Annotated in this window: 25 protein-coding genes; 23 read left to right on the top strand and 2 right to left on the bottom strand. The window is 72.2% G+C overall.

Annotated features, from left to right (window positions below; genetic code table 11):
- The first annotated feature begins 191 nt into the window (after window positions 1-191).
- From ACFPM7_RS16170 to ACFPM7_RS16145, 6 genes are all read left to right on the top strand, one after another.
- Complete coding sequence (locus ACFPM7_RS16170) at window positions 192-716, top strand: prepilin peptidase (RefSeq protein ID WP_378248446.1); 525 nt, start codon at window positions 192-194, stop codon at window positions 714-716.
- Between the two features lie 361 nt (window positions 717-1077).
- On the top strand, window positions 1078-2268 hold the full coding sequence (aroC, locus tag ACFPM7_RS16165) for a chorismate synthase (RefSeq protein WP_378248445.1): 1191 nt from the start codon (window positions 1078-1080) through the stop codon (window positions 2266-2268).
- Window positions 2265-2801 carry a shikimate kinase gene (locus ACFPM7_RS16160; RefSeq protein ID WP_378248444.1) on the top strand — a complete coding sequence of 179 codons (537 nt, stop codon included), beginning with the start codon at window positions 2265-2267 and terminating at the stop codon, window positions 2799-2801. The genes aroC and ACFPM7_RS16160 overlap by 4 nt, the downstream gene beginning before the upstream one ends.
- A gap of 5 nt (window positions 2802-2806) precedes the next feature.
- Window positions 2807-3919, top strand: coding sequence for a 3-dehydroquinate synthase (gene aroB, locus ACFPM7_RS16155; RefSeq protein ID WP_378248670.1), 1113 nt, complete (start codon window positions 2807-2809; stop codon window positions 3917-3919).
- Window positions 3916-4341, top strand: coding sequence for a type II 3-dehydroquinate dehydratase (aroQ, locus tag ACFPM7_RS16150; RefSeq protein WP_378248443.1), 426 nt, complete (start codon window positions 3916-3918; stop codon window positions 4339-4341). The genes aroB and aroQ overlap by 4 nt, the downstream gene beginning before the upstream one ends.
- 138 nt (window positions 4342-4479) lie before the next feature.
- Entirely contained in the window at window positions 4480-5916 is a 1437-nt protein-coding gene (locus ACFPM7_RS16145) for a beta-xylosidase (protein WP_378248442.1), read from the top strand.
- A gap of 168 nt (window positions 5917-6084) precedes the next feature.
- Here ACFPM7_RS16145 and ACFPM7_RS16140 read toward each other — a convergent pair whose 3' ends face one another.
- A complete protein-coding gene (locus tag ACFPM7_RS16140; RefSeq protein ID WP_378248441.1) occupies window positions 6085-6486 on the bottom strand; it encodes a B-4DMT family transporter in 402 nt (133 codons plus the stop codon).
- 39 nt (window positions 6487-6525) lie between these two features.
- On the opposite strand from ACFPM7_RS16140, the gene ACFPM7_RS16135 reads away from it, so the two are divergent.
- From ACFPM7_RS16135 to nusB, 3 genes are read left to right on the top strand one after another with little or no spacing between them, the layout of a single operon-like run.
- Window positions 6526-7608, top strand: coding sequence for a M24 family metallopeptidase (locus tag ACFPM7_RS16135; protein WP_378248440.1), 1083 nt, complete (start codon window positions 6526-6528; stop codon window positions 7606-7608).
- A gap of 49 nt (window positions 7609-7657) precedes the next feature.
- Window positions 7658-8221, top strand: coding sequence for an elongation factor P (gene efp, locus ACFPM7_RS16130; RefSeq protein ID WP_378248439.1), 564 nt, complete (start codon window positions 7658-7660; stop codon window positions 8219-8221).
- 1 nt (window position 8222) lies between these two features.
- Window positions 8223-8642, top strand: a complete 420-nt coding sequence (nusB, locus tag ACFPM7_RS16125) for a transcription antitermination factor NusB (protein ID WP_378248438.1) — start codon at window positions 8223-8225, stop codon at window positions 8640-8642.
- 47 nt (window positions 8643-8689) lie between these two features.
- On the opposite strand, the gene bldD is transcribed toward nusB, so the two are convergent.
- The gene (gene bldD, locus ACFPM7_RS16120; protein WP_018686187.1) at window positions 8690-9178 is read right to left on the bottom strand and encodes a transcriptional regulator BldD; all 489 of its coding nucleotides are present in this window, start codon (window positions 9176-9178) and stop codon (window positions 8690-8692) included.
- A 253-nt stretch (window positions 9179-9431) separates the two neighbouring features.
- On the opposite strand from bldD, the gene pyrR reads away from it, so the two are divergent.
- From pyrR to metK, 14 genes are all read left to right on the top strand, one after another.
- Window positions 9432-10019, top strand: coding sequence for a bifunctional pyr operon transcriptional regulator/uracil phosphoribosyltransferase PyrR (gene pyrR / locus ACFPM7_RS16115; RefSeq protein WP_378248437.1), 588 nt, complete (start codon window positions 9432-9434; stop codon window positions 10017-10019).
- Entirely contained in the window at window positions 10016-10957 is a 942-nt protein-coding gene (locus ACFPM7_RS16110) for an aspartate carbamoyltransferase catalytic subunit (protein WP_378248436.1), read from the top strand. The genes pyrR and ACFPM7_RS16110 overlap by 4 nt, the downstream gene beginning before the upstream one ends.
- Window positions 10954-12237, top strand: a complete 1284-nt coding sequence (locus tag ACFPM7_RS16105; protein ID WP_378248435.1) for a dihydroorotase — start codon at window positions 10954-10956, stop codon at window positions 12235-12237. Before ACFPM7_RS16110 ends, ACFPM7_RS16105 begins: the two co-directional genes overlap by 4 nt.
- Window position 12238: 1 nt before the next feature.
- Window positions 12239-12763 carry a PH-like domain-containing protein gene (locus ACFPM7_RS16100; RefSeq protein ID WP_378248434.1) on the top strand — a complete coding sequence of 175 codons (525 nt, stop codon included), beginning with the start codon at window positions 12239-12241 and terminating at the stop codon, window positions 12761-12763.
- Window positions 12753-13877: a glutamine-hydrolyzing carbamoyl-phosphate synthase small subunit gene (gene carA / locus ACFPM7_RS16095; RefSeq protein ID WP_378248433.1), complete on the top strand. Its 1125-nt coding sequence runs from the start codon at window positions 12753-12755 to the stop codon at window positions 13875-13877. The genes ACFPM7_RS16100 and carA overlap by 11 nt, the downstream gene beginning before the upstream one ends.
- A complete protein-coding gene (gene carB / locus ACFPM7_RS16090) occupies window positions 13877-17194 on the top strand; it encodes a carbamoyl-phosphate synthase large subunit (RefSeq protein WP_378248432.1) in 3318 nt (1105 codons plus the stop codon). The genes carA and carB overlap by 1 nt, the downstream gene beginning before the upstream one ends.
- Complete coding sequence (pyrF, locus tag ACFPM7_RS16085) at window positions 17191-18006, top strand: orotidine-5'-phosphate decarboxylase (RefSeq protein ID WP_378248431.1); 816 nt, start codon at window positions 17191-17193, stop codon at window positions 18004-18006. Before carB ends, pyrF begins: the two co-directional genes overlap by 4 nt.
- Before the next feature lie 46 nt (window positions 18007-18052).
- Entirely contained in the window at window positions 18053-18532 is a 480-nt protein-coding gene (locus tag ACFPM7_RS16080; protein WP_378248430.1) for an RrF2 family transcriptional regulator, read from the top strand.
- 52 nt (window positions 18533-18584) lie between these two features.
- On the top strand, window positions 18585-19034 hold the full coding sequence (locus ACFPM7_RS16075; RefSeq protein ID WP_378248429.1) for a carboxymuconolactone decarboxylase family protein: 450 nt from the start codon (window positions 18585-18587) through the stop codon (window positions 19032-19034).
- A 319-nt stretch (window positions 19035-19353) separates the two neighbouring features.
- Window positions 19354-19671 carry an integration host factor, actinobacterial type gene (gene mihF, locus ACFPM7_RS16070; RefSeq protein WP_189214409.1) on the top strand — a complete coding sequence of 106 codons (318 nt, stop codon included), beginning with the start codon at window positions 19354-19356 and terminating at the stop codon, window positions 19669-19671.
- An 8-nt stretch (window positions 19672-19679) separates the two neighbouring features.
- The gene (gene gmk / locus ACFPM7_RS16065; RefSeq protein WP_378248428.1) at window positions 19680-20294 is read left to right on the top strand and encodes a guanylate kinase; all 615 of its coding nucleotides are present in this window, start codon (window positions 19680-19682) and stop codon (window positions 20292-20294) included.
- Entirely contained in the window at window positions 20291-20578 is a 288-nt protein-coding gene (gene rpoZ / locus ACFPM7_RS16060) for a DNA-directed RNA polymerase subunit omega (RefSeq protein WP_189214411.1), read from the top strand. Before gmk ends, rpoZ begins: the two co-directional genes overlap by 4 nt.
- Window positions 20575-21822 (top strand): bifunctional phosphopantothenoylcysteine decarboxylase/phosphopantothenate--cysteine ligase CoaBC, encoded by a 1248-nt coding sequence (coaBC, locus tag ACFPM7_RS16055; protein WP_378248427.1) that lies wholly within the window; start codon window positions 20575-20577, stop codon window positions 21820-21822. Before rpoZ ends, coaBC begins: the two co-directional genes overlap by 4 nt.
- A gap of 79 nt (window positions 21823-21901) precedes the next feature.
- Entirely contained in the window at window positions 21902-23098 is a 1197-nt protein-coding gene (gene metK, locus ACFPM7_RS16050; RefSeq protein ID WP_378248669.1) for a methionine adenosyltransferase, read from the top strand.
- The last annotated feature ends 8 nt before the right edge of the window (window positions 23099-23106 follow it).

Raw genomic sequence — 23106 nt, 5'->3', positions numbered from 1 at the left:
TCGGACCCAATCCCGATCACTCCGAGGTGGACATGCGCACCGAACTCCTTGCTGTCACTGGCATTGCTTCTGCGGCGGCCGCGGCGATCGTCACGAATGGAGCCGTCGCCATCGCGGCCCTGACAGCTGGTGGCGTGGCCGCAGGTGCCCTTGCCCGGTCGGCGTTGGTCAGGCTGCCACGGGGAATGCCGGTGCGAGCCGGGCCCTTCGAGGTCGCTGTGGCTGCCCTCTGGGGACTAGTGGCCTGGCTGTGGGCAGGCGGGGATCTTCCCGGCTGGTGGGTGCCCACCGCCTGCGTGCTGCTGTGGGTGTCGGTGCCATTGGTCGTGGTGGACGTGCGGCACCAGAGGCTCCCGGACGCGTTGACGGTGGGCGTACTCCCGCTGCTGAGTGCCGCGCTCGCTGTGGCGGCTTTGGGCGGGGGAGGCTGGGCCTTGGTGCTGCGGGCGCTGGTGGGGGCGGGCGTGTTCTTGGCGGTGCACATCCTGGTCGCGGCGCTTCGTCCTGGCGCCCTCGGCGGCGGCGACGTCAAGCTCGCGCTACCGGTCGGCGCGGTGCTGGGTGTGCTGGGGGTGGAGGCGTTGCTGCTCGCGCTCGTCTTGGCCTCGGTGATCACGCTGGTGCTGATCGCCTCAGTGCCACGCTGGCGCCGCGGCGCTCCGCACGGCCCCGGCATGCTCGGGGCGGCCTGCGTCTTGGCGGTGACCGCCGTGTGATCGAAGGACTTGCCGCGCCTGCGGATGTCAACTCGACCCCATCGCCGCCGTCTGGCGCAACCTCGCCACCGGCCACCCCGACCGTCTACGACCACCAATCCGAGCTGTGCACCACTCATCCAGTCGCGGGAGTCGGAGGCCCGTGTGCCCCGGTTCGGGAAGTGCGTCGGGGTCGTGTCCGGGAGGAGTCTGAAGGGGTGGGGCGTCCCGACAGGCGGACAGATCGAGTGGAATCGAAAGGAGGGTGGATGTTCGCTGAGCGGACACGAGTGCGCTGAGCTGGGCGTTTCGCGTGGGTGTCGGGTGCTGGGCAGGCGGTCCGGGCGTCAGCCGGGGCGGTGGGCATGACAGGATTCCCGGTGTGCTGCGTTGGATGACCGCTGGAGAATCGCACGGGCCCGCGTTGGTGGCCGTGCTTGAGGGAATGGTGGCCGGTGTCCAGGTCACCACCGCCGACCTGGGCGAGCAGATGGCCCGTCGGCGGCTCGGGTTCGGACGCAGTCCGCGGATGGGGTTCGAGACCGACCACGTCGAGATCCTCGGCGGGGTGCGGCATGGCCTCACCCAGGGCGGGCCGGTCGCGGTGCGGATCGAGAACGCCGAGTGGCCCAAGTGGGAGACCGTCATGGCGGCTGACCCGGTGGACCAGGAGGTGCTCGCCGAGCAGGCGCGAAACGAGCCGCTGACCCGGCCGAGGCCGGGGCACGCCGACTTGCCTGGCATGCAGAAGTACGGGTTTGACGAGGCACGGCCCGTGCTTGAGCGGGCCAGCGCGCGGGAGACGGCGGCACGGACCGCCGCGGGCACGGTGGCGCGGAACTTCCTGCGGCAGCTGTTCGGCGCCGAGATCGTCAGCCACGTCGTCTCCATCGGCGGGGCGGTCGCGCCCGAGGGGCCGCTGCCGGGGCCGGAGGACATGGCCGCGATCGACGCCAGCCCGGTGCGGGCGTTCGACCCGGCGGGGACCGAGGCGATGGTCGCCGAGGTGGAGGCCGTCAAGAAGGCGGGCGACACCGTCGGCGGGGTCATCGAGGTCATCGTCTATGGACTGCCGCCGGGGCTGGGATCGCACGTGCACTGGGACCGCAGGCTTGACTCCCGGCTGGCGGGTGCGCTCATGGGCGTGCAGGCCATGAAGGGCGTCGAGGTCGGCGACGGGTTCACCACCGCGACCCGGTGGGGCAGCCAGGCGCACGACGAGATCGACAGGGCCGAAGGCACTGTCGCGGGCGTGACCAGGCGATCCAACCGGGCGGGCGGGCTTGAGGGCGGCATCACCAACGGTGAGCCCCTGCGGGTGCGCGTGGCGATGAAGCCCATCTCCACGGTGCCGCGCGCGTTGGCGACCGTTGACGTGGTGACCGGCGAACCGGCGGTGGCCATCCACCAGCGCTCGGACGTGTGCGCGGTGCCCCGGGCCGGGGTCGTGCTGGAGTCGGTCGTGGCGCTGGTGGTCGCTGAGGCCGCGCTGGAGAAGTTCGGCGGGGATTCGCTGCCGGAGACCAAGCGCAATCTCGACGGCTACCTCACCGCGCTGCGGGAGCGCTGGTGAGCCCGATCGCGGTGGTCGTCGGGCCGCCCGGTGCCGGGAAGACGACCGTGGGCGAGGCGCTGGCCGCCGCGCTCGGGGTTGGGTTCCGCGACACCGACGCCGACGTGGTCGCCGCCGTGGGCAAGCCGGTGTCCGACATCTTCACCGAGGACGGTGAGCCCGCGTTTCGCGCGGCCGAGGAGCGGGCCGTCGCCGTCGCGCTTGACGAGCACTCCGGGGTGCTGTCGCTGGGGGGTGGCGCGGTGTTGTCCGAGCGCACCCGAGAGCTGCTGGCGCGGCACACCGTCGTGTTCCTCAAGGTCGGGCTGGCCGAGGGGGTGCGGCGGACCGGGCTGTCCTCGGCGCGCCCACTGCTGGCGGGCGTGAACCCGCGGGCGACGTTCAAGGCGCTGCTGGACGCGCGGTTGCCGCTGTACCGGGAGGTGGCCACCGTGGAGGTGGACACCGACTCGCACGGTGCCGACGACGTAGTCGCGCGGGTGGTCGCAGAGCTGCGCAGGCGCCAGGAGAGCACCGCGATGGAGAGGACTTGAGCACCGTGGGAACCGAGCAGCCCGTCCGGATCAGGGTGGCGACGGCCAACCCGTACGACGTGGTCATCGGCAAGGGGCTGCTCGATGAGCTGGTCGAGGCCGTGCGCACGTCGTCCAGGGTGGCGATCGTGCACCAGCCGACGCTGACCGCGACCGCCGAGCAGGTCCGCGAGGAACTGCTGGCGGCCGGGGTCGACGCGCACCGCATCGAGATCCCCGACGCCGAGGACGGCAAGGCGCTGTCGGTGGCCGGGTTCTGCTGGGAGGTGCTCGGCCGGATCGGCTTGGACCGGCAGGGCACCGTCATCGGGCTCGGGGGCGGGGCGGTCACCGACCTCGCCGGGTTCGTCGCGGCGACGTGGATGCGCGGCGTCCGGCTGGTCAACGTGCCCACCACGCTGCTCGGCATGGTCGACGCGGCCGTAGGCGGCAAGACCGGTATCAACACCGACGCCGGGAAGAACCTGGTCGGAGCGTTCCACGAGCCATCCGCGGTGCTGGTCGACCTGGCCACGCTCAGCACGCTGCCGCGCAACGAGCTGGTGGCGGGAATGGCCGAGGTGGTCAAAGGCGGCTTCATCGCCGACCCGGTCATCCTCGACCTGATCGAGGCCGACCCGGCCGCCGCCGTCGACCCCGACGGCTCGGTGATCGGCGAGCTGGTGCGGCGCAAGATCCAGGTCAAGGCCGACGTCGTGGCCAGCGACCTGCGCGAGTCCAGCCTGCGCGAGATCCTCAACTACGGCCACACCCTGGGCCACGCCATCGAGCGCCGCGAGCGCTACCGGTGGCGGCACGGCGCGGCGATCAGCGTCGGCATGGTGTTCGCCGCCGAGCTGGGCAGGCTGGCGGGCAAGCTCGACGACGCCACCGCCGACCGGCACCGCTCCGTCCTCACCGCGCTGGGCCTGCCGGTCAGCTACGCGGCCGACGCGCTGCCCGAGCTGGTCGAGGGCATGCTCGGCGACAAGAAGACCAAGTCCGGCGTCCTGCGCTTCGTCGTCCTCGACGGCCTGGCCAAGCCGACCAGGCTGGAGGGCCCGGACCCGGCGCTGCTGGCCGCCGCCTACTCCGCCGTCGCCGCCGAGCCGTCGGCCGGGGGAGGGGTGCTGCTGTGATCCTGGTCCTCAACGGCCCGAACCTCGGCAGGCTGGGCACCCGCGAGCCCGAGGTCTACGGCAGCACCACGCACGCCGACCTGGTCGAGCTGTGCGAGAAGACCGGGCGCGAGCTGGGCGCCGACGTCGAGGTGCGCCAGACCGACCACGAGGGCGAGATGATCGGCTGGCTGCACGAGGCCGCCGACCGCGGGGCTGCGGTCGTCCTCAACGCGGGGGCCTGGACGCACTACTCGATCGCGGTGCGCGACGCCGCCGCGCAGCTGTCGGCGCCGCTGGTCGAGGTGCACATCTCCAACGTGCACAAGCGCGAGGAGTTCCGCAGGCACAGCGTGCTGTCCGACATCGCCGCGGGCGTGATCGTCGGGCTCGGCGTCGAGGGGTACGCCCTCGCGCTGCGCTGGCTCGCCTCCCGGGTGTGATCAACAAAGCAAAGGGATGACACGAGCGGCCGCTTCCCTAGACTGGCCGGGTCGCTGTGCCGGTACGGAAGGTCCCCGCCGCTCATGTCCAGCCGGGGTCAGCGGCCGCGATCAGCCGCGGCCCTGGCGTTGTCGCTCGTGGGTGCCGTAGGGCTGTCCGCGTGCAGCACGCAGGCCGAAGGCGTGCCGCCGCCGACCAGCGCCCCGACCACGACACAGCCCGCGGCACAGCCCAAGGCTGTCGCGCCGACCGCGCTCGGCAGCGACAGCGGGCGCGGCAGTGCGCGGGTCGTGGCCGCCGGTGGCCGGGACGCGCCGTACAACTACGCGCCGACCCTGGTCAAGGAAGACGGCAAGTACCGCATGTGGTGGTGCAGCCAGCTCGGCGTGGCCCAGCCACCGGGTGACGACATCCTCCTCGCCGAGACCCCGGACCTGCGCACACCGTTCCGCGGCCCGGACGGCACGGGCGGGCAGGCGGTGTTCTCCGGCAGCCGCGACGGCTTCGACGGCATGCACACCTGCGACCCGTCGGTGATCAGGGTCGGCGACACCTACTACCTCTACTACACGGGCGCGGCGGGCGACCACGCGCACGGCAACGCCGTCGGTCTGGCGGTGAGCGAGGACGGGAAGCGGTGGCGGCGCGCCAACGGCGGCGCGCCGATCCTCGGCGCGGCGGGCGACGTCCTGCGGGACAACACCTACGGCGTCGGCCAGCCCGCGGCGTTCTACCTCGATGGCCGCTTCCACCTCATGGTCACCGACACCACGGCCAAGGGCGCCGGACCCAACGGCGCGGGCCAGTTCGTCCTGCGCTCGCCGGACCCGGCGTTCCAGTCCGGCGTCGAGCTGCTCGGCCACGCGGGGTTCGGACCCGTCGGCCCGCGGGAGCGGTCGGTGGTCGACGCATTCAGTGCCGACATCATGTGGGTGGCCTCTCTCGGCGCCTTCGTCATCGCCCACCAGACCGAGGGCGGGACGTCGCTGACCTTCTGGGACCGCGCGTTCGGCACCCAGCCACACCACCGTGTGCTCGTCCCCGGCCCGTGGGCGGAGGGGCCCGGCCTGGTCCGCGACCGCCTCGGCCACGCCCCGCGCTCGACGGCCGACCCGTGCGAGCGCGTGCCCATCGACCTCATCCGGGCCACCACCGTCGGCTCGGCCCCCACCGGCCTCGCCCACTTCGGCCTGGACCTCACCGGCACCGGCGCCTGCGCCGACCCCACCCGGGTCCTCGCCGCGCTGGACGGCTACGCCGTGCTGTCCCCGGAGCGGACCATCGACGTCATCCGGGGTGGGCACGTCCTGCGCGTCGAGCGGCGGTCGGTGGCCGAGCGCTTCGCGGCGCTGCTGCCTGGTCGCCGGGCTCCGGCCCTGGCCGAGGTCGCGGTCAGCGCCCGCCTGCCCGCGGGGGCCAACGCCGTGCGCAGCGGCGGGCAGGTGGGCTTCGTCCTGGACGACGGGAGGCTGTGGACGGCGGACCCGGCGGCCTTGGACGCCAACAGCTCCGCGGCTGAGGACATCCCCGCCGACCGCTGGGACCGCTACGAACGAGGGCCCGCACTGAGCTGAGGCCATCGCTTCGCACGCCGCGAAGGTCGCGCCTGCCCCGGGCTGGTTCACCAGCCCGGGTATCCGGCCCCCCGCCGCCAGGTTATCGAGATGATCATGACCGCTGCCAGGGGTGTTTCGAGCCTGTGGACAGGTCGGCGGGCAGGGAGCGGGTCAGGCGGTGAGGGGTCAGCGGGTGGGGGAGCGGGTCAGGTAGGGGCCGGTCAGGAGGCCCAGGGCGGCGGGGATGAGGACCAGGAGGGCGGTGAAGGCGGCGCCGCCGGTGAGGGCTGAGCCCAGGGCGCTGGTGCTGGTGGCGTCGACGAAGGCGGCGCGGCCGATGACGCCCAGGACGGCTGAGCCCCAGCCCGCGATCAGGGAGGCGATGACCCAGGTCCGGCCTCGGTCGGGGACGGAGCGCCAGGTGTCGGTGGCGGCCCAGACGGCGGCGATTCCCGCCAAGAGGCCGAGGGTCAGGGCGGAGACTGTGGTCTGGCCGGTGGGGTCCTTCACGCGCAGCAGGGAGACCACGACGTTGGCGGTCGCGTGGACGACCGCGAGTACCGCTCCACGGATCAGCCACCTCTGCATTACGCGAGAGTAGCTTGACCCGGTCCTAGGCTCGGGAGCATGGCCGAATCCCACGCTTCCCGCCGGGACGCCCTGCGCGCGCAGATCCGTGAGCAGGGGCTCGACGGGCTTCTCGTCCTCGACCTGCTCAACGTCCGCTACCTGAGCGGGTTCACCGGATCCAACGCGGCGATGCTCGTCGTGGCCGACCAGGACGCCGGCGGGGTGGACGTGTTCTGCACCGACGGGCGCTACACCACGCAGGCGCGGCGGCAGGTGCCCGACCTGCGGCACGTCATCGAGCGGGCCAGTGGGCCCGCCGTGGCCGCCGAGGCGCGGGGGCGGGTGGGGTTCGAGAGCCAGCACGTGAGCGTGGACGGGCTCGACGTGCTCATCGCGGCATCGCCGGGGGAGCTGGTGCGGGCGCCGGGGCTGGTCGAGCGGTTGCGGCTGGTCAAGGACGAGGCCGAGGTCGAGGCGCTGCGGATGGCGTGTGCGGCGGCGGATCGGGCGTTGGCCGACCTGGTCGAGCACGGTGGGCTGCGGGTGGGGCGCACCGAGCGTGAGGTGGGGCGGGAGCTGGAGTCGAGGATGCTCGACCACGGCGCGGACGCGCCCAGCTTCACCTCCATCGTGGCGGCGGGAGCGAACTCGGCGATCCCGCACCACCGGCCGACCGACGCCGTGCTGCGGGCCGGTGACCTGGTGAAGCTCGACTTCGGCGCGGTCATCGACGGCTACCACTCCGACATGACCCGCACCCTCGTGCTCGGTGCGCCCGCCGACTGGCAGCGCGAGCTCTACGACCTCGTCGCGCTCGCCCAGTCCGCGGGGCGCGGGGCGCTCGCGCCCGGCGCGCGGGTCGCCGACGTCGACGCGGCGGCGCGCGGGGTGATCGAGCGGGCCGGGCGCGGCGAGCAGTTCCCGCACGGGCTCGGGCACGGCGTCGGGCTGCAGATCCACGAGGCCCCCAGCCTGGCCAAGACCGGCGGCGGTACACTCGCCGCTGGCATGGCGGTCACCGTCGAGCCGGGCGTGTACCTGCCCGGCAGGGGCGGGGTCCGCATCGAGGACACGCTCGTCGTGCGGGACGCAGGTCCCGAGCTCCTCACGCTGACCACCAAGCAGCTCATGGTCGTCTGACCGTCGTCAGACGCCAGCCGGGCGCGCGGAAACACAGGAGAACAACCTCGTGGCCTCGACCAACGACCTGAAGAACGGCCTGGTGCTCAACCTGGAGGGCCAGCTCTGGTCCGTCGTGGAGTTCCAGCACGTCAAGCCCGGCAAGGGCCCGGCGTTCGTGCGCACCAAGCTCAAGCACGTGCTCACCGGCAAGGTGGTCGACAAGACCTTCAACGCAGGCGTCAAGGTCGAGACCGCGACCGTCGACCGCCGCGACATGACCTACCTGTACAACGACGGCTCCGAGTTCGTGTTCATGGACACCGAGTCCTACGAGCAGATCTCCATCGACCCCAAGGCCGTCGGCGACGCCGCGAAGTTCATGCTGGAGAACAGCACCGCGACGGTGAACTCGCACGAGGGCAATGTGCTGTTCATCGAGCTGCCCACCTCGGTCGAGCTGGTCATCGAGCACACCGACCCCGGCCTGCAGGGCGACCGCTCCACCGGCGGCACCAAGCCCGCCAAGCTGGAGACCGGCGCCGAGATCCAGGTCCCGCTGTTCGTCACCACCGGCGAGAAGGTCAAGGTCGACACCCGCGACGGGCGCTACCTCGGCCGGGTCAGCAGCTGAGATGGGTGCCCGGAGCAAGGCCCGCAAGCGGGCGGTCGACCTGCTGTTCGAGGCCGCCGTCCGCGGCGTCGACCCGGTCACGCTGCTCGCCGACCGGGTCGGCTCGCCCGACGTGCCCCCGGTCAACGACTACACGGTGACCCTGGTGGAAGGCGTCGTCGCCCATCGGGGCCGCATCGACGAGCTGCTGACCGAGCACGCCCAGGGCTGGACCCTGGCCCGCATGCCCGCCGTCGACCTGGCGATCCTGCGGCTGGGCCTCTACGAGCTGCTGTGGGCCCAGGACGTGCCCGACCCGGTGGCGATCGATGAGGCCGTGCAGCTGGCCAAGTCGCTGTCCACCGATGATTCCCCCAGGTTCGTCAACGGGGTCCTCGGCCGCATCGGCGGCATCGCCGACCGGCTCAGGGCGACCCTCTAGGACCAGCGGCGGCGCACCCGACGACCACGCTCGGGTGCGCCACCGCCCTAGTCCTCCTTGGACGGCCGCGCCTCGGGCGGCAGCACTCCCCAGTCGATCAGCTGCTCGGTCAGCTCGCCCGGGGTCATGTCGTAGATGATCGCCAGCGAGCGCAGGTCCTCGGTCCTGATGGACAGCACCTTGCCGTTGTAGTCGCCGCGCTGGCTCTGGATGGTCGCGGCGTAGCGGGCCAGCGGGCCCACCTTCTCGGCAGGCAGCTGTTGCAGCCGTTCGAGGTTGATCACGATCTTGGTGGCCGGTTCCGCCCCGGACGGCACGCGGCCCTCCGGCAGGAGCTCCACCACCGGCACGCCGTAGAAGTCCGCCAGCTCGGCCAGCTTCTGCACGGTGACGGCGCGGTCCCCGCGCTCGTAGGAGCCGACGACGACGGCCTTCCACCGGCCACCCGACTTCTGCTCGACGCCGTGCAGGGACAAGCCCTGCTGCTGGCGGATCGCGCGGAGCTTGGCTCCTAGCGCCTTGGCGTAGTCGCCCATGCGGCGGTTCTCCATTCGTTCGCCCCGTCGGCGCTATGGACTGCCGCGGGTAGCTTCAAATCAACACGCAGAGTAATGGTTACCCAGAGTTGTCACCAGGTCAAGCTGGGTCTTTTTCGGATCTGCGCCGAACGGTCGGCACCACCCGGTCGGGGACGGTCCAGCGCCTGGTAGGTTCGCGGGGGCTCCTGCTCAGGAGCCTTTGCCGACATCCTTTAAGGACCCGTCCAGCGAGGCGGGGAAGGAGTCCAGCGTGGCGCCGCGAGACCGTGGCGCGACCGAGCCGACCGAGCCGCGGGAGCTGCTCGGTCCGGGTGACGTCGCGCGCACCATCGCCCGGATGGCCCATCAGGTCATCGAGAAGACCTCGCTCGACGCGAGCGGGTCCCGCCCGGTCGTGCTGCTGGGCATCCCCACCAGGGGAGTGCCGCTCACCCAGCGGCTGGCCGCCAAGATCGCCGAGTTCACCGACGTCCGCGTGCCGACCGGCACCCTCGACGTCACCCTCTACCGCGACGACCTGCGCCGCCGCCCGACCCGACCGCTCGGCGCCACCGAGCTGCCGCGCTCGGGCGTGGAGGACGCGCTGGTCGTGCTGGTCGACGACGTGCTGTTCTCCGGCCGCACCATCCGCGCCGCCCTCGACGCGCTGCGCGACGTCGGCCGCCCCCGCGCGGTGCAGCTGGCCGTGCTGGTCGACCGCGGCCACCGCGAGCTGCCGATCCGCGCCGACTACGTCGGCAAGAACGTGCCCACCGCGCGCACCGAGGAGGTCGCGGTCCTCTTCACCGAGACCGACGGCCGCGACGCCGTGCTGCTCAACCGGGGGACCGACCAGTGAGGCACCTGCTGGGCTCGGACACCCTCGACGCCGACACCGCGCTGGCCATCCTCGACACCGCCGACGGCCTGAAGCGGACGCTGCTGGGCCGCGAGGTCAAGAAACTGCCCACGCTGCGCGGGCGCACCGTCATCACCATGTTCTACGAGAACTCCACGCGCACCCGCGTCTCCTTCGAGATCGCCGGGAAGTGGATGAGCGCCGACGTGGTGAACGTCTCCGCGGGCGGGTCCTCGGTCGGCAAGGGGGAGTCGCTGCGCGACACCGCGCTGACCCTGGCCGCGGCGGGCGCGGACTGCGTCATCGTGCGGCACCCGGCCTCGGGGGCGGCGCACCGGCTGGCGGGCTGGCTGTCCCAAGTGGGCACCAGCGTGGTCAACGCGGGCGACGGCACCCACGAGCACCCCACCCAGGCGCTGCTGGACGCGGCGACCCTGCGCGACCGCCTCGGCGGCATCGAGGGCAGGCGGATCGGGATCGTCGGCGACGTGCTGCACAGCCGCGTCGCGCGCTCCAACGTGCACCTGCTCACCGCGCTCGGCGCGGAGGTGGTCGTCGTCGCGCCGCCGACGCTGCTGCCCACGAACCTGGCGGGCTGGCCGGTGAGCGGCCTCACCGTCTCCCACGAACTCGACGCCGAGCTGCCCACCCTGGACGCGGTCATGCTGCTGCGCGTGCAGGCCGAGCGCATGCACGGCGGGTTCTTCCCCTCGGCGCGCGAGTACTCGATCCGCTACGGCCTCAACGCCGCGCGGATGGCGCTGCTGCCCGAGCACGCCGTCGTCCTGCACCCGGGGCCGATGCTGCGCGGCATGGAGATCGCGCACGCGGTCGCCGACTCGCCGCGCGCGGCGATCACCGACCAGGTCGCCAACGGCGTCCACGTCCGCATGGCCGTCCTGTACCACCTGCTGGCCGGAGAGGAGGACCAGGCGTGACCAGCCTGGTTATCAAGGGGGTTCGCCCCTACGGGGAAGGCGATCCCGTCGACATCCGGGTCGAGCACGGCGTCATCGCCGAGATCGGCGCCGGGTTGAGCGCGCAGGAGACCTTCGACGCGCGCGGGGCCGTGGCCCTGCCCGGCTTCGTCGACCTGCACACCCACCTGCGCGAGCCCGGCCGTGAGGACACCGAGACCGTCGAGACCGGCTCCCGGGCCGCGGCCCTGGGCGGGTACACCGCCGTCTTCGCCATGGCCAACACCGACCCCGTCGCCGACAACGCCGTCGTGGTCGAGCACGTCTGGCGCCGAGGCCGCGAGGTCGGCCTGGTCGACGTGCACCCCATCGGCGCGGTCACCGTCGGGCTCAACGGCGAGAAGCTGGCCGAGCTGGGCACCATGGCCGCCTCGCAGGCCGGGGTCCGCGTCTTCTCCGACGACGGCATGTGCGTCGCCGACCCGCTGATCATGCGCCGCGCCCTGGAGTACACCAAGGCGCTCGACGCGGTCATCGCCCAGCACGCCGAGGAGCCGCGGCTGACCGTCGGCGCGCAGGCCCACGAGGGCGAGACCGCGGCGCGGCTGGGCCTGGCGGGCTGGCCGTCGGTGGCCGAGGAGGCCATCGTCGCCCGCGACTGCCTGCTGGCCCGCCACGTCGGGGCCCGGCTGCACGTCTGCCACGTTTCCACTGCGGGCACCGTCGACGTGCTGCGCTGGGCCAAGGAGCGCGGCACCGAGGTCACCGCCGAGGTCACCCCGCACCACCTGCTGCTGGACGACTCCCGGCTGGGCGGCTACGACCCGGTCAACAAGGTCAACCCGCCGCTGCGCGAGCGGACCGACGCCGCCGCGCTGCGCCAGGCGCTGGCCGACGGCGTAGTCGACTGCGTGGCCACCGACCACGCCCCGCACGCCGCGCAGGACAAGGACTGCGAGTGGTCCGCGGCCCGCCCCGGCATGCTCGGCCTGCAGACCGCGCTATCGGTCGTGGTCAGGACGATGGTCGAACCGGGCCTGCTGGACTGGCGCGGCGTCGCCAGGGTGATGAGCGAGCGGCCCGCCGAGATCGGCGGCCTGGTCGAGCACGGCCGCCCGATCGCCGTCGGCGAGCCCGCCACCCTCGCCCTGGTCGACCCGGACGCCACCTGGACGGTGCGCGGCGCGGACTTCGCCAGCATCGCCGCCAACACCCCGTTCGAGGGCATGGAGCTGCCGGGCCAGGTCGTGGCCACGCTGCTGCGCGGGCGCTTCACCGCCCGCGACGGGAAGGTGGGCTGACATGCGCGCGGCGCTCACCGTCCTCGTGCTGCTGATCCTCGTCGGCCTGGTCGCGCTGATGTGGTGGGGCTACCGCAACCGCCGCAAGCGCCAGGCGCACCTGCCCGCGCTGCCCGCCGCCCCCGAGGCGCTGCTGGCCAAGGTGCGCGCGGGCACCGCCGATGACCTGATCCCGCCCAGCACCGGCGTCTACGCCAGCACCGTCACCGACGCCAGCTGGCAGGACCGGGTCGGCGCGGGCGACGTCGGCTTCCGCGCCGACGCGACCGCCCACCTGCTGGCCGAGGGCCTGCTGTTCGACCGGACCGGCGCGCAGCCGGTCTGGATCCCCAAGGAGTCCGTGCTCGACGCCCGCACCGCCCCCGGCATCGCCGGGAAGGTGATGGGCCGCGACGGCCTGCTCGTCGTGCGCTGGCGCGTGGACGGGCAGGAGTTCGACACCGGATTCCGCGCCGACGACAAGGACGACTACCAGACGTGGGTGCCCGCGCTGCGCTCGCTCACCGGAGGACCGCATGAGGACTGACCGCACCCCCGCCGCGCTCGTGCTGGAGGACGGCCGCGTGTTCCGCGGCGCCGCCTTCGGCGCTCGGGGAGCGACCTTCGGCGAGGTGGTCTTCTGCACCGCCATGACCGGCTACCAGGAGACGCTGACGGACCCGTCCTACCACCGGCAGATCGTGGTGGCCACCGCCCCGCAGATCGGCAACACCGGCTGGAACGACGAGGACGACGAGTCCGGCCGCATCTGGGTCTCCGGCTACGTCGTGCGCGACCCGTCGCGCGTGCCGTCGAACTGGCGCTCCCGCCGCCCGCTGGACGCGGCGCTGGCCGACCAGGGCGTGGTCGGCATCAGCGGCGTCGACACCCGGGCGCTGACCCGCCACATCCGCGAGCGCGGCGCGATGCGCGCGGGCGTCTTCTCCGGCGACGACCTGGGCGCCGAGGAGTCGATGGTCGTGCGCGTGCTGGAGAGCCCGACGATGCTCGGCGCCGCGCTGGCCGAGGAGGTCACCACCGCCGAGGCCTACGTGGTCCCCGCGGTCGGCGAGACCCGCTTCCGGGTCGCCGCGCTGGACCTGGGCATCAAGTCCAACACCCCGCGCATGCTGGCCGCCCGCGGCGTCGAGACGCACGTGCTCCCGGCCACCTCCACCCTGGAGGACCTGCTCGCCGTCGAGCCCGACGGCGTCTTCCTGTCCAACGGCCCCGGCGACCCGGCGACAGCCGATCACCCGGTCGGGCTGACCAGGGCCGTGCTGGAGCGCCGCATCCCGTTCTTCGGCATCTGCTTCGGCAACCAGATCCTGGGCCGCGCCCTGGGCATGGGGACCTACAAGATGCGCTACGGCCACCGCGGCATCAACATCCCGGTGATCGACGTGGAGACCGGCACGGTCGCCATCACCGCGCAGAACCACGGCTTCGCCCTCGAGGGCGAAGCCGGCCAGGAGTTCGACACCCCGTTCGGCCGGGCCAAGGTCAGCCACGTCTGCCCGAACGACGGCGCCGTCGAGGGCGTGCGCGCCCTGGAGGTGCCCGCCTTCTCCGTGCAGTACCACCCCGAGGCCGCGGCGGGCCCGCACGACGCCGCCGACCTGTTCGACCGCTTCACGACCATGATGGAGGGCGGGCGCTGATGCCCAAGCGCGACGACATCCACCACGTGCTGGTGATCGGCTCCGGTCCCATTGTGATCGGGCAGGCCTGCGAGTTCGACTACTCCGGTACCCAGGCCTGCCGTGTGCTGCGCGGTGAGGGCATCCGGGTCAGTCTGGTCAACTCCAACCCGGCGACGATCATGACCGATCCGGAGTTCGCCGACGCCACCTACGTCGAGCCGATCACTCCCGACTTCGTGGAGAAGGTGATCGCCGCCGAGCGTGACGCGGGCAGGCCGATCGATTCCATCCTGGCGACGCTGGGCGGGCAGACCGCGCTGAACACCGCTGTGGCGCTGCACGAGCGCGGGGTGTTGGAGAAGTACAACGTCGAGCTGATCGGCGCCGACATCGACGCCATCCAGCGCGGCGAGGACCGGCAGAAGTTCAAGGACATCGTCGCCCAGATCGGCGGGGAGACCCCGCGCAGCCGGGTCTGCCACTCCATGGACGAGGTCCACGAGACCGTCGCCGAGCTGGGCCTGCCGGTCGTCATCCGGCCGTCGTTCACCATGGGCGGCCTGGGCTCGGGCATGGCGCACAGCACCGAGGAGCTGGAGCGCATCGCCGCCTCCGGCCTCGCCGAGAGCCCGGTGACCGAGGTGCTCATCGAGGAGAGCGTCCTCGGCTGGAAGGAGTACGAGCTGGAGTTGATGCGCGACCGCAAGGACAACGTGGTCGTCATCTGCTCCATCGAGAACATCGACCCGATGGGCGTGCACACCGGGGACTCGGTGACCGTCGCCCCGGCGATGACGCTCACCGACCGCGAGTTCCAGGACATGCGCGACACCGGCATCGCCGTGCTGCGCGCGGTCGGCGTCGACACCGGCGGCTGCAACATCCAGTTCGCCATCCACCCGCAGACCGGGCGCATGGTCGTCATCGAGATGAACCCGCGCGTCTCGCGTTCCAGCGCGCTGGCCTCCAAGGCCACCGGCTTCCCGATCGCCAAGATCGCCGCGCGGCTGGCCATCGGCTACACCCTGGACGAGATCACCAACGACATCACCGGCGAGACCCCGGCGTCCTTCGAGCCGACGCTGGACTACGTCGTGGTGAAGGTGCCGCGCTTCGCCTTCGAGAAGTTCCCCGGCGCCGACCCGAGGCTGACCACGACGATGAAGTCCGTCGGCGAGGCGATGAGCATCGGCCGCAACTTCGCCGAGGCGCTGGGCAAGGCGCTGCGCTCGATGGAGACCAAGGCCGTCGGTTTCTGGACCACCCCGGACCCCGACACCATGAGCCTGGACGCGCTGCTGGCCGCCGCGCGCACCGGCCACGACGGCAGGCTCTACACCGTCGAGCGCGCGCTGCGCCTCGGCGCGACGGTGCAGGAGGTGCACCAGGCTTCCGGCATCGACCCGTGGTTCCTCGACCAGATCGCGATGCTGGTCGAGCTGCGCGCTGAGATCGAGACCGCCCCGGTGCTGGACGAGGAGCTGCTGCGCCGGGCCAAGCACCACGGCCTCTCCGACCGCCAGATCGCGGCGCTGCGCCCTGAGCTGGCTGGTGAGGACGGGGTCAGGACGCTGCGGCACCGCCTCGGCGTGCGGCCGGTGTTCAAGACCGTCGACACCTGCGCCGCCGAGTTCGCCGCCACCACGCCGTACCACTACTCCGCCTACGAGCTCGACCCCGCCGCGGAGTCCGAGGTCGCGCCGCAGCGCGAGCGGCCCAAGGTGCTGATCCTGGGCTCCGGGCCGAACCGCATCGGCCAGGGCATCGAGTTCGACTACTCCTGCGTGCACGCCGCCATGGCGCTGCGCGAGGCCGGCTACGAGACCATCATGGTCAATTGCAACCCGGAGACCGTCTCGACCGACTACGACACCTCCGACCGCCTCTACTTCGAGCCGCTGACCTTCGAGGACGTGCTGGAGGTCGTGCACTCCGAGCGCGTGTCCGGCACGGTCGCGGGCGTGGTGGTGCAGCTGGGCGGGCAGACCCCGCTGGGCCTGGCGCAGCGGCTGGCGGAGGTGGGCGTGCCGGTCGTGGGCACCTCGCCGCAGGCCATCCACCTCGCCGAGGACCGCGGCGCGTTCGGCGAGGTGCTGACCACCGCCGGGCTGCCCGCGCCGAAGTTCGGCACGGCGACCTCCTTCGCCGCGGCCAAGCGCATCGCCGACGAGATCGGCTACCCGGTGCTGGTGCGCCCGTCCTACGTGCTCGGCGGGCGCGGCATGGAGATCGTCTACGACGAGGACTCGCTGGCCGGCTACATCGAGCGCGCCACCGAGATCACCCCGGAGCACCCGGTGCTGGTCGACCGGTTCCTCGACGACGCCATCGAGATCGACGTCGACGCGCTCTGCGACGGCGAGGAGGTCTACCTCGGCGGCGTCATGGAGCACATCGAGGAAGCGGGCATCCACTCCGGCGACTCCTCCTGCGCGCTGCCGCCGATCACCCTCGGCCGCACCGACCTGGAAGCGGTGCGCGAGTCCACCGAGGCCATCGCCAAAGGCATCGGCGTGCGCGGCCTGCTGAACGTGCAGTACGCGCTCAAGGACGACATCCTCTACGTCCTGGAGGCCAACCCGCGCGCCAGCCGGACCGTGCCGTTCGTGTCCAAGGCGACCGCGGTGCCGCTGGCCAAGGCCGCCGCCCGGATCATGCTCGGCGCGACCATCGCCGAGCTGCGCGCCGAGGGCCTGCTCCCGGCCACCGGCGACGGCGCCGAACTGGCCCAGGGCGCCCCGGTCGCGGTGAAGGAGGCCGTGCTGCCCTTCCACCGCTTCCGCACCCCGGAGGGCCACGGAGTCGACTCGCTGCTCGGACCGGAGATGAAGTCCACCGGCGAGGTCATGGGCATCGATGAGTCCTTCGGCAAGGCGTTCGCCAAGTCCCAGACCGCCTCCTACGGCTCGCTGCCGACCTCCGGCAAGGTGTTCGTCTCCGTCGCCAACCGCGACAAGCGGGCGATGGTCTTCCCGGTGAAGCGCCTGGCAGACCTGGGTTTCGAGGTCCTGGCGACCTCGGGCACCGCGGAGGTGCTGCGCCGCAACGGGATTCCCTGCACCGTGGTGCGCAAGCACTTCGAGGGCAAGGACAATGTCGTTGAGCTGATCCACTCCGGCGCGGTGGACATGGTCATCAACACCCCCTACGGCAACCACGGTCCCCGCGTCGACGGCTACGAGATCCGCACCGCCGCGGTCGCCAAGGACATCCCGTGCGTCACCACGATCCAGGGCGCCGCCGCCGCGGTGCACGGGATCGAGGCGCTGATCCGCGACGAGATCGGCGTGCAGCCGCTGCAGGACATGCAGACCGCGCTGCGGGAGTCGCGGTGAGCGGGTTCGGCGCGCGGCTCGCCGCCTCGGTCGAGGCCCGGGGTGCGCTGTGCGTGGGCATCGACCCGCACCCCGGCCTGCTCGACGCCTGGGGCCTGCCCCGCGACGCCGCGGGCCTGGAGCGCTTCGCGCTGACCTGTGTCGAGGCGCTGGCGGGCGAGGTCGCGGTGCTCAAGCCGCAGTCGGCGTTCTTCGAGGCGCACGGCTCGCGCGGCGTCGCCGTGCTGGAGCGGGTCATCGCCGAGGGGCGCGCGGCCGGGGCGCTGGTCCTGGTCGATGCCAAGCGCGGCGACATCGGCTCCACCATGGCCGCCTACGCCGATGCCTTCCTCGCCGAGGGCTCCCCGCTGGCAGGCGACGCGGTGACGCTCTCGCCGTATCTCGGCTTCGGGTCCCTGGAGCCCGCGCTGGCGATGGCCGAGGCGACCGGTCGCGGTGTCTTCGTGCTGGCGCTGACGTCGAACCCCGAGGGCGCGCGGGTCCAGCGGGCCGAGGCGGGCGGCCGGTCGGTGGCCCAGTCGGTGGCCGACGCCGCCGCCGAGCGCAACGCGGGCGCCGTCCCGCTGGGCCCGGTGGGCCTGGTGGTCGGCGCGACCCTGGCCGAGACCGGACTGGACCTGGCGGCGCTCAACGGCGCGATCCTGGCCCCCGGCGTCGGCGCGCAGGGCGCGGGCCCGGCCGACCTGGCCCGGCTGTTCGGGGGTGCTGGGCTGGTCCTGCCGACCAGCTCGCGTGATGTGATCAAGCACGGCCCGGATGCCGCCGCCATCCGCTCGGCCGCTCTGCGGCTGCGCGACGAGCTGGCCGGGTAGTCCTCGACACCGCATATCCTGGATGTGTAGCATCCAGGATATGCGGATGAGCGAAGGTGTCGAATGGGCGCTGCACACGTGCGCCAACCTCGCCTGCGCGGACCCGGGGGAGGCGGTGCCCGCCAAGCGGCTCGCCGCCGCCTTCGCCCTGCCCACCGCCTACCTGAACAAGCAGCTGCAAGCTCTGGCCCGGGCGGGCATCCTCACCTCGACCTCCGGTCCGCGCGGGGGTTTCCGCCTGGCCAGGGCACCGGGGGCGATCAGCCTGCTGGACGTCGTCGTGGCGATCGAAGGGGCCGAGGAGGCGTTTCGCTGCGCCTCGATCCTGCGCGCGTCGCCCTGGGGCCGTGAGGGCGTGGACTACCGCGCGACCTGTGCGGTGTCGCAGGCCATGCGGCGCGCCGAGCTTGCCTGGCGGCGCGAGCTGGCCGGCCAGACGATCGCCGACATCGCCGCGACCGTCGAGAACCGCCACCCCGGGACGGCCGAGCGCGTCGGCGGGTGGCTGACCGAGGCCAGGGGCTGATCGACCCGTGGTCAAATTCTGGACATCAAACATCTGAGATATGGAGAATATGATGCGCATGCACCTCGCCGAGACCGCGCCCGCCGCCTACCAGGCCATGCTGGGCCTGGAGAGGTACATGGCGGCCAGCTCGCTGCCGAAGCGGACGTACGAGCTGGTCAAGCTGCGGGTGAGCCAGATCAACGGCTGCGCGTACTGCGTCGACATGCACTCCCACGACGCCAAGGCCGGGGGTGAGACCGACGAGCGCCTCTACGCCGTCGCCGTGTGGCGGGAAGCTCCGTTCTTCACCCCCGCCGAGCGTGCCGCGCTTGATCTCGCCGAGGCGGCCACCCGTCTCCCCGACCACGGCCACGGCGTCTCCGACGAGGTGTGGAAAGCCGCCGCCGCGCACTACGACGAGGCAGGCATGGCCGCGCTCGTCGTCGCCGTGACGACCATCAACGCCTGGAACAGGATCGCCCTGGCGACCGGCCTCGTGGCGGGTTCACACCGCCAATAGCGTCCGATTGCTCCCGCTTCCCCGCGTTGCCGCAGGTGGTGAGGTTGCTCTGTCCGGGTGGAACTCCGTCGGTCTGACGAGTGGCGCACGCCTCACCGTGCGCGCCAAGTGGGCACGCGAACGCGGTGCGTAACAGGCGGCCGGGTTTGCCGCTGGGGCAACGTTTCCCCAGGTCACCGCCGTTCGCCGTCACCGTAAGTTGATCAACTTCCGGATCGTGGTCACGGCGCGTGCAACCGAGCCCCCGCGTTGTTGTCGCAGGCCAGCAGTCGGTAACGTCGCGGCACCGATCCGGAAACCCCACCCCACGGAGGAAATCGTGGCCCTTCCCCAGCTGACCGACGAGCAGCGGGCCGCAGCGCTGGAGAAGGCGGCTGCCGCCCGACGCGCCCGCGCCGAACTCAAAGAGCGCCTCAAGCGCGGCGGCACCACCCTCAAGGACGTCCTGGCCCAGTCCGACAACGACGAGGTGCTGGGCAAGATGAAGGTCACCGCTCTGCTCGAAGCCCTACCGGGTGTCGGCAAGGTGCGTGCCCAGCAGATCATCGAGCGCCTGGAGATCGCGCCCAGCCGCAGGCTGCGCGGTCTCGGTGACCGCCAGCGCAAGGCGCTGCTGGCCGAGTTCTCCGGCGAGTGACTGAGCCGATGAGCGGCCGTGAGCCGGGGTCGGGCGAGCACATCGCCCGGCCCCGGCTCACTGTCGTGTCCGGCCCGTCCGGCGTGGGCAAGTCCAGCGTGGTCGCCGAACTGCGCCGCCTGCACCCGGACCTGTACTTCAGCGTGTCGGTGACCACCAGGGCCGCGCGGCCCGGCGAGGTCGACGGCGCGCACTACCACTTCGTGGAGCGCGTCGAGTTCGACCGCATGGCCGAGGCGGGCGAGCTGCTGGAGCACGCCGAGTACGCGGGCAACTGCTACGGCACCCCGCGCGGTCCGGTGCTGGCCGCGCTGGCCGACGGCAGGCCCGCGGTGCTGGAGATCGAGCTGCAGGGAGCGCGGCAGGTGCGTGCCGCGATGCCCGAGGCCCAACTGGTCATGCTCATGCCCCCGAGCTGGGAGACGCTCGTGGCGCGGCTCACCGGCCGCGGGACCGAGCCCGCCGAGGTGGTGGCGCGTAGGCTGGACGTCGCGAAGAAGGAGCTGGCGGCGGCCGAGGAGTTCGACGAGGTCGTCGTGAACGCCGATGTCAAGACCGCCGCCGCGGAGTTGCTAACCTTGGTTCTCACGGTTTCGTCAGACAAGCTGGAGCGTTGCGAGTGATCACCCCCACTGAGCTGGGCATCGGCGAGCAGACCGGCACGCCGCTGGAAGGCATCACCAACCCCCCCATCGATGACCTGCTCGACAAGGTCAGCTCGAAGTACGCCCTCGTGATCTACGCCGCCAAGCGCGCGCGCCAGATCAACGACTACTACGCCCAGCTGGGCGAGGGCCTGCTGGAGTACGTCGGCCCGCTGGTCGAGCCGGGCCCGCGCGAGAAGCCGCTGTCCATCGCCCTGCGCGAGATCCACTCCGGCCTGCTTGAGCACACCGAGGGCGAGTGACAGCCCGCCGTCCCCGAGTCGTCCTCGGCGTCGGCGGCGGCATCGCCGCCTACAAGGCGTGCGAGGTCCTGCGCGGTCTCACCGAGACCGGGCACGACGTGCGCGTCGTGCCGACCGAGGCGGCCCTGCGGTTCGTGGGGGCGGCGACCTTCGAGGCCCTGTCCGGGCACCCGGTGGCCACGGGCGTCTTCACCGACGTCCCGTCGGTGCCGCACGTGCGGCTCGGGCAGGAGGCTGACCTGGTCGTGGTGGTGCCCGCCACGGCCGACCTGCTGGCCAAGGCCGCCACCGGCCTGGCCGACGACCTGCTCACCAGCACCCTGCTGACCGCGCGGTGCCCGGTGCTGATGGCCCCGGCCATGCACACCGAGATGTGGGAGCACCCCGCCACCAGGGCGAACGTGGCCACGCTGCGCGAGCGCGGCGTCATCGTCGGTGATCCCGCCGCGGGCAGGCTGACCGGCGCCGACACCGGCAAGGGCAGGCTGGCCGACCCCGCCGAGATCCTCGACCTGGCCCGGCTGCTGCTCAGCAGGCCGGACGCCCTGCCGCGCGACCTGGTCGGCCTGCGGATCGTGGTGTCCGCGGGCGGCACCCGCGAGCCGCTGGACCCCGTCCGCTACCTGGGCAACCGCTCCTCGGGCAAGCAGGGCTACGCGCTGGCCCGCACCGCCGCCGCGCGCGGCGCCGAGGTGACGCTGGTCTCCGCGCACACCCTCCCGCTGCCCGAGCCCGCGGGCGTGGCCGTGGTGCGCGTCGACACCGCCGAGCAGCTGCGCGAGGCCGTGCACACCGCCGCCGAGGCCGCCGACGTGGTCGTGATGGCCGCCGCGGTCGCCGACTTCCGGCCCGCCGAGCGCGCCGAGTACAAGATCAAGAAGACCGGGCGCGACCCCGAACCCGTCGCGCTCGTGCGCAATCCCGACGTGCTCGCCGAGCTGGTCGAGGCCCGCAGAGCCCGCCCCGACCGCAAGGACCAGCTGATCGTCGGCTTCGCCGCCGAGACCGGCGACTCCGGCTCCGACGTGCTCGACCACGCCCGCGCCAAGCTGGCCCGCAAGGGCTGTGACCTGCTGGTCGTCAACGCCGTCGGCGAGGGCAAGGCCTTCGGCACCGAGGACAACTCCGGCTGGCTGCTGTCCTCGGACGGCACCGAGGTGCCGATCGCACTCAAGTCGAAATCGCAAATGTCGACCGAAGTCTGGGACACCGTCGCGAATATGCTCGGTTCGGCACGGAGGTGAGTCCGAGCCGGATAATGGTCGTCAGCCAGCAAACCGTGGATGAGTGGGGTACCCCGTGACTGAGACAGGCAGCCGCCGACTGTTCACCTCGGAGTCGGTCACCGAAGGGCATCCGGACAAGATCTGCGACGCCATCAGCGACTCGATCCTCGACGCCCTGCTCTCCCAGGACCCCCGGTCCCGGGTGGCTGTCGAGACCCTGGTGACCACCGGCCAGGTCCACGTCGCGGGCGAGGTCACCACCGAGGCCTACGCCGACATCCCGAGCATCGTCCGGGAGAAGATCCTGGAGATCGGCTACGACTCCTCGGCCAAGGGCTTCGACGGCAACTCCTGCGGAGTCAACGTGGCGATCGGCGCGCAGTCGCCGGACATCGCCCAGGGTGTCGACACCGCCTACGAAGCGAGGGTCGAGACCGCCGCAGGCAGTGTCACAGAGGACGAGATCGCCCGTCAGGGCGCGGGTGACCAGGGCCTGATGTTCGGCTACGCCTGTAGCGACACCCCCGAGCTGATGCCGCTGCCGATCGCGCTCGCGCACCGGCTCTCCCGCCGCCTGACCAAGGTCCGCAAGGACGGCGTCCTGCCCTACCTGCGCCCGGACGGCAAGACCCAGGTCACCATCGAGTACGCGGGCGACCAGGCCGTGCGGCTGGACACCGTCGTGGTGTCCTCCCAGCACGCCGACGGCATCGACCTGGAGAAGCTGCTCGGCGCCGACGTGCGCGAGCAGGTCGTGCTGCCCGAGCTGGCGAACCTGGAGCTGGACACCACGGGCGTGCGGCTGCTGGTCAACCCGACCGGCCGCTTCGTCATCGGCGGCCCGATGGGCGACGCGGGCCTGACCGGCCGCAAGATCATCGTCGACACCTACGGCGGCATGGCCCGCCACGGCGGCGGCGCGTTCTCCGGCAAGGACCCGTCGAAGGTCGACCGCTCGGCCGCCTACGCCATGCGCTGGGTCGCCAAGAACGCCGTCGCCGCGGGCCTGGCCTCGCGCATCGAGGTCCAGATCGCCTACGCGATCGGCAAGGCGGCCCCGGTCGGCCTGTTCGTGGAGACCTTCGGCACCGAGAACGTCGACCCGACCAAGATCCAGCAGGCCATCCAGGAGGTCTTCGACCTGCGCCCGGCCGCGATCATCCGCGACCTCGACCTGCTGCGCCCGATCTACGCCCCCACCGCGGCGTACGGCCACTTCGGCCGCACCGATGTCGACCTGCCGTGGGAGCGCACCGACCGCGCCGACGACCTCAAGCAGGCCGTGGGCGGCTGACCGGCAAC

This window comes from Actinokineospora guangxiensis (genome assembly GCF_042657845.1).
In the GTDB taxonomy this organism is placed as follows: domain Bacteria; phylum Actinomycetota; class Actinomycetes; order Mycobacteriales; family Pseudonocardiaceae; genus Actinokineospora; species Actinokineospora guangxiensis.
This window is presented reverse-complemented; position numbering and strand designations above follow the sequence as displayed.

What these genes read in the sequence shown, in the direction of transcription:
- ACFPM7_RS16140 (WP_378248441.1), bottom strand. Translation starts at nt 6,486, where the DNA reads ATGCAGAGGTGGCTGATCCGTGGAGCGGTACTCGCGGTCGTCCACGCG.
- ACFPM7_RS16135 (WP_378248440.1), top strand. Translation starts at nt 6,526, where the DNA reads ATGGCCGAATCCCACGCTTCCCGCCGGGACGCCCTGCGCGCGCAGATC.
- nusB (WP_378248438.1), top strand. Translation starts at nt 8,223, where the DNA reads ATGGGTGCCCGGAGCAAGGCCCGCAAGCGGGCGGTCGACCTGCTGTTC.
- bldD (WP_018686187.1), bottom strand. Translation starts at nt 9,178, where the DNA reads ATGGGCGACTACGCCAAGGCGCTAGGAGCCAAGCTCCGCGCGATCCGC.
- ACFPM7_RS16100 (WP_378248434.1), top strand. Translation starts at nt 12,239, where the DNA reads ATGCGCGCGGCGCTCACCGTCCTCGTGCTGCTGATCCTCGTCGGCCTG.
- carA (WP_378248433.1), top strand. Translation starts at nt 12,753, where the DNA reads ATGAGGACTGACCGCACCCCCGCCGCGCTCGTGCTGGAGGACGGCCGC.
- carB (WP_378248432.1), top strand. Translation starts at nt 13,877, where the DNA reads ATGCCCAAGCGCGACGACATCCACCACGTGCTGGTGATCGGCTCCGGT.
- ACFPM7_RS16080 (WP_378248430.1), top strand. Translation starts at nt 18,053, where the DNA reads ATGAGCGAAGGTGTCGAATGGGCGCTGCACACGTGCGCCAACCTCGCC.
- ACFPM7_RS16075 (WP_378248429.1), top strand. Translation starts at nt 18,585, where the DNA reads ATGCGCATGCACCTCGCCGAGACCGCGCCCGCCGCCTACCAGGCCATG.
- gmk (WP_378248428.1), top strand. Translation starts at nt 19,680, where the DNA reads ATGAGCGGCCGTGAGCCGGGGTCGGGCGAGCACATCGCCCGGCCCCGG.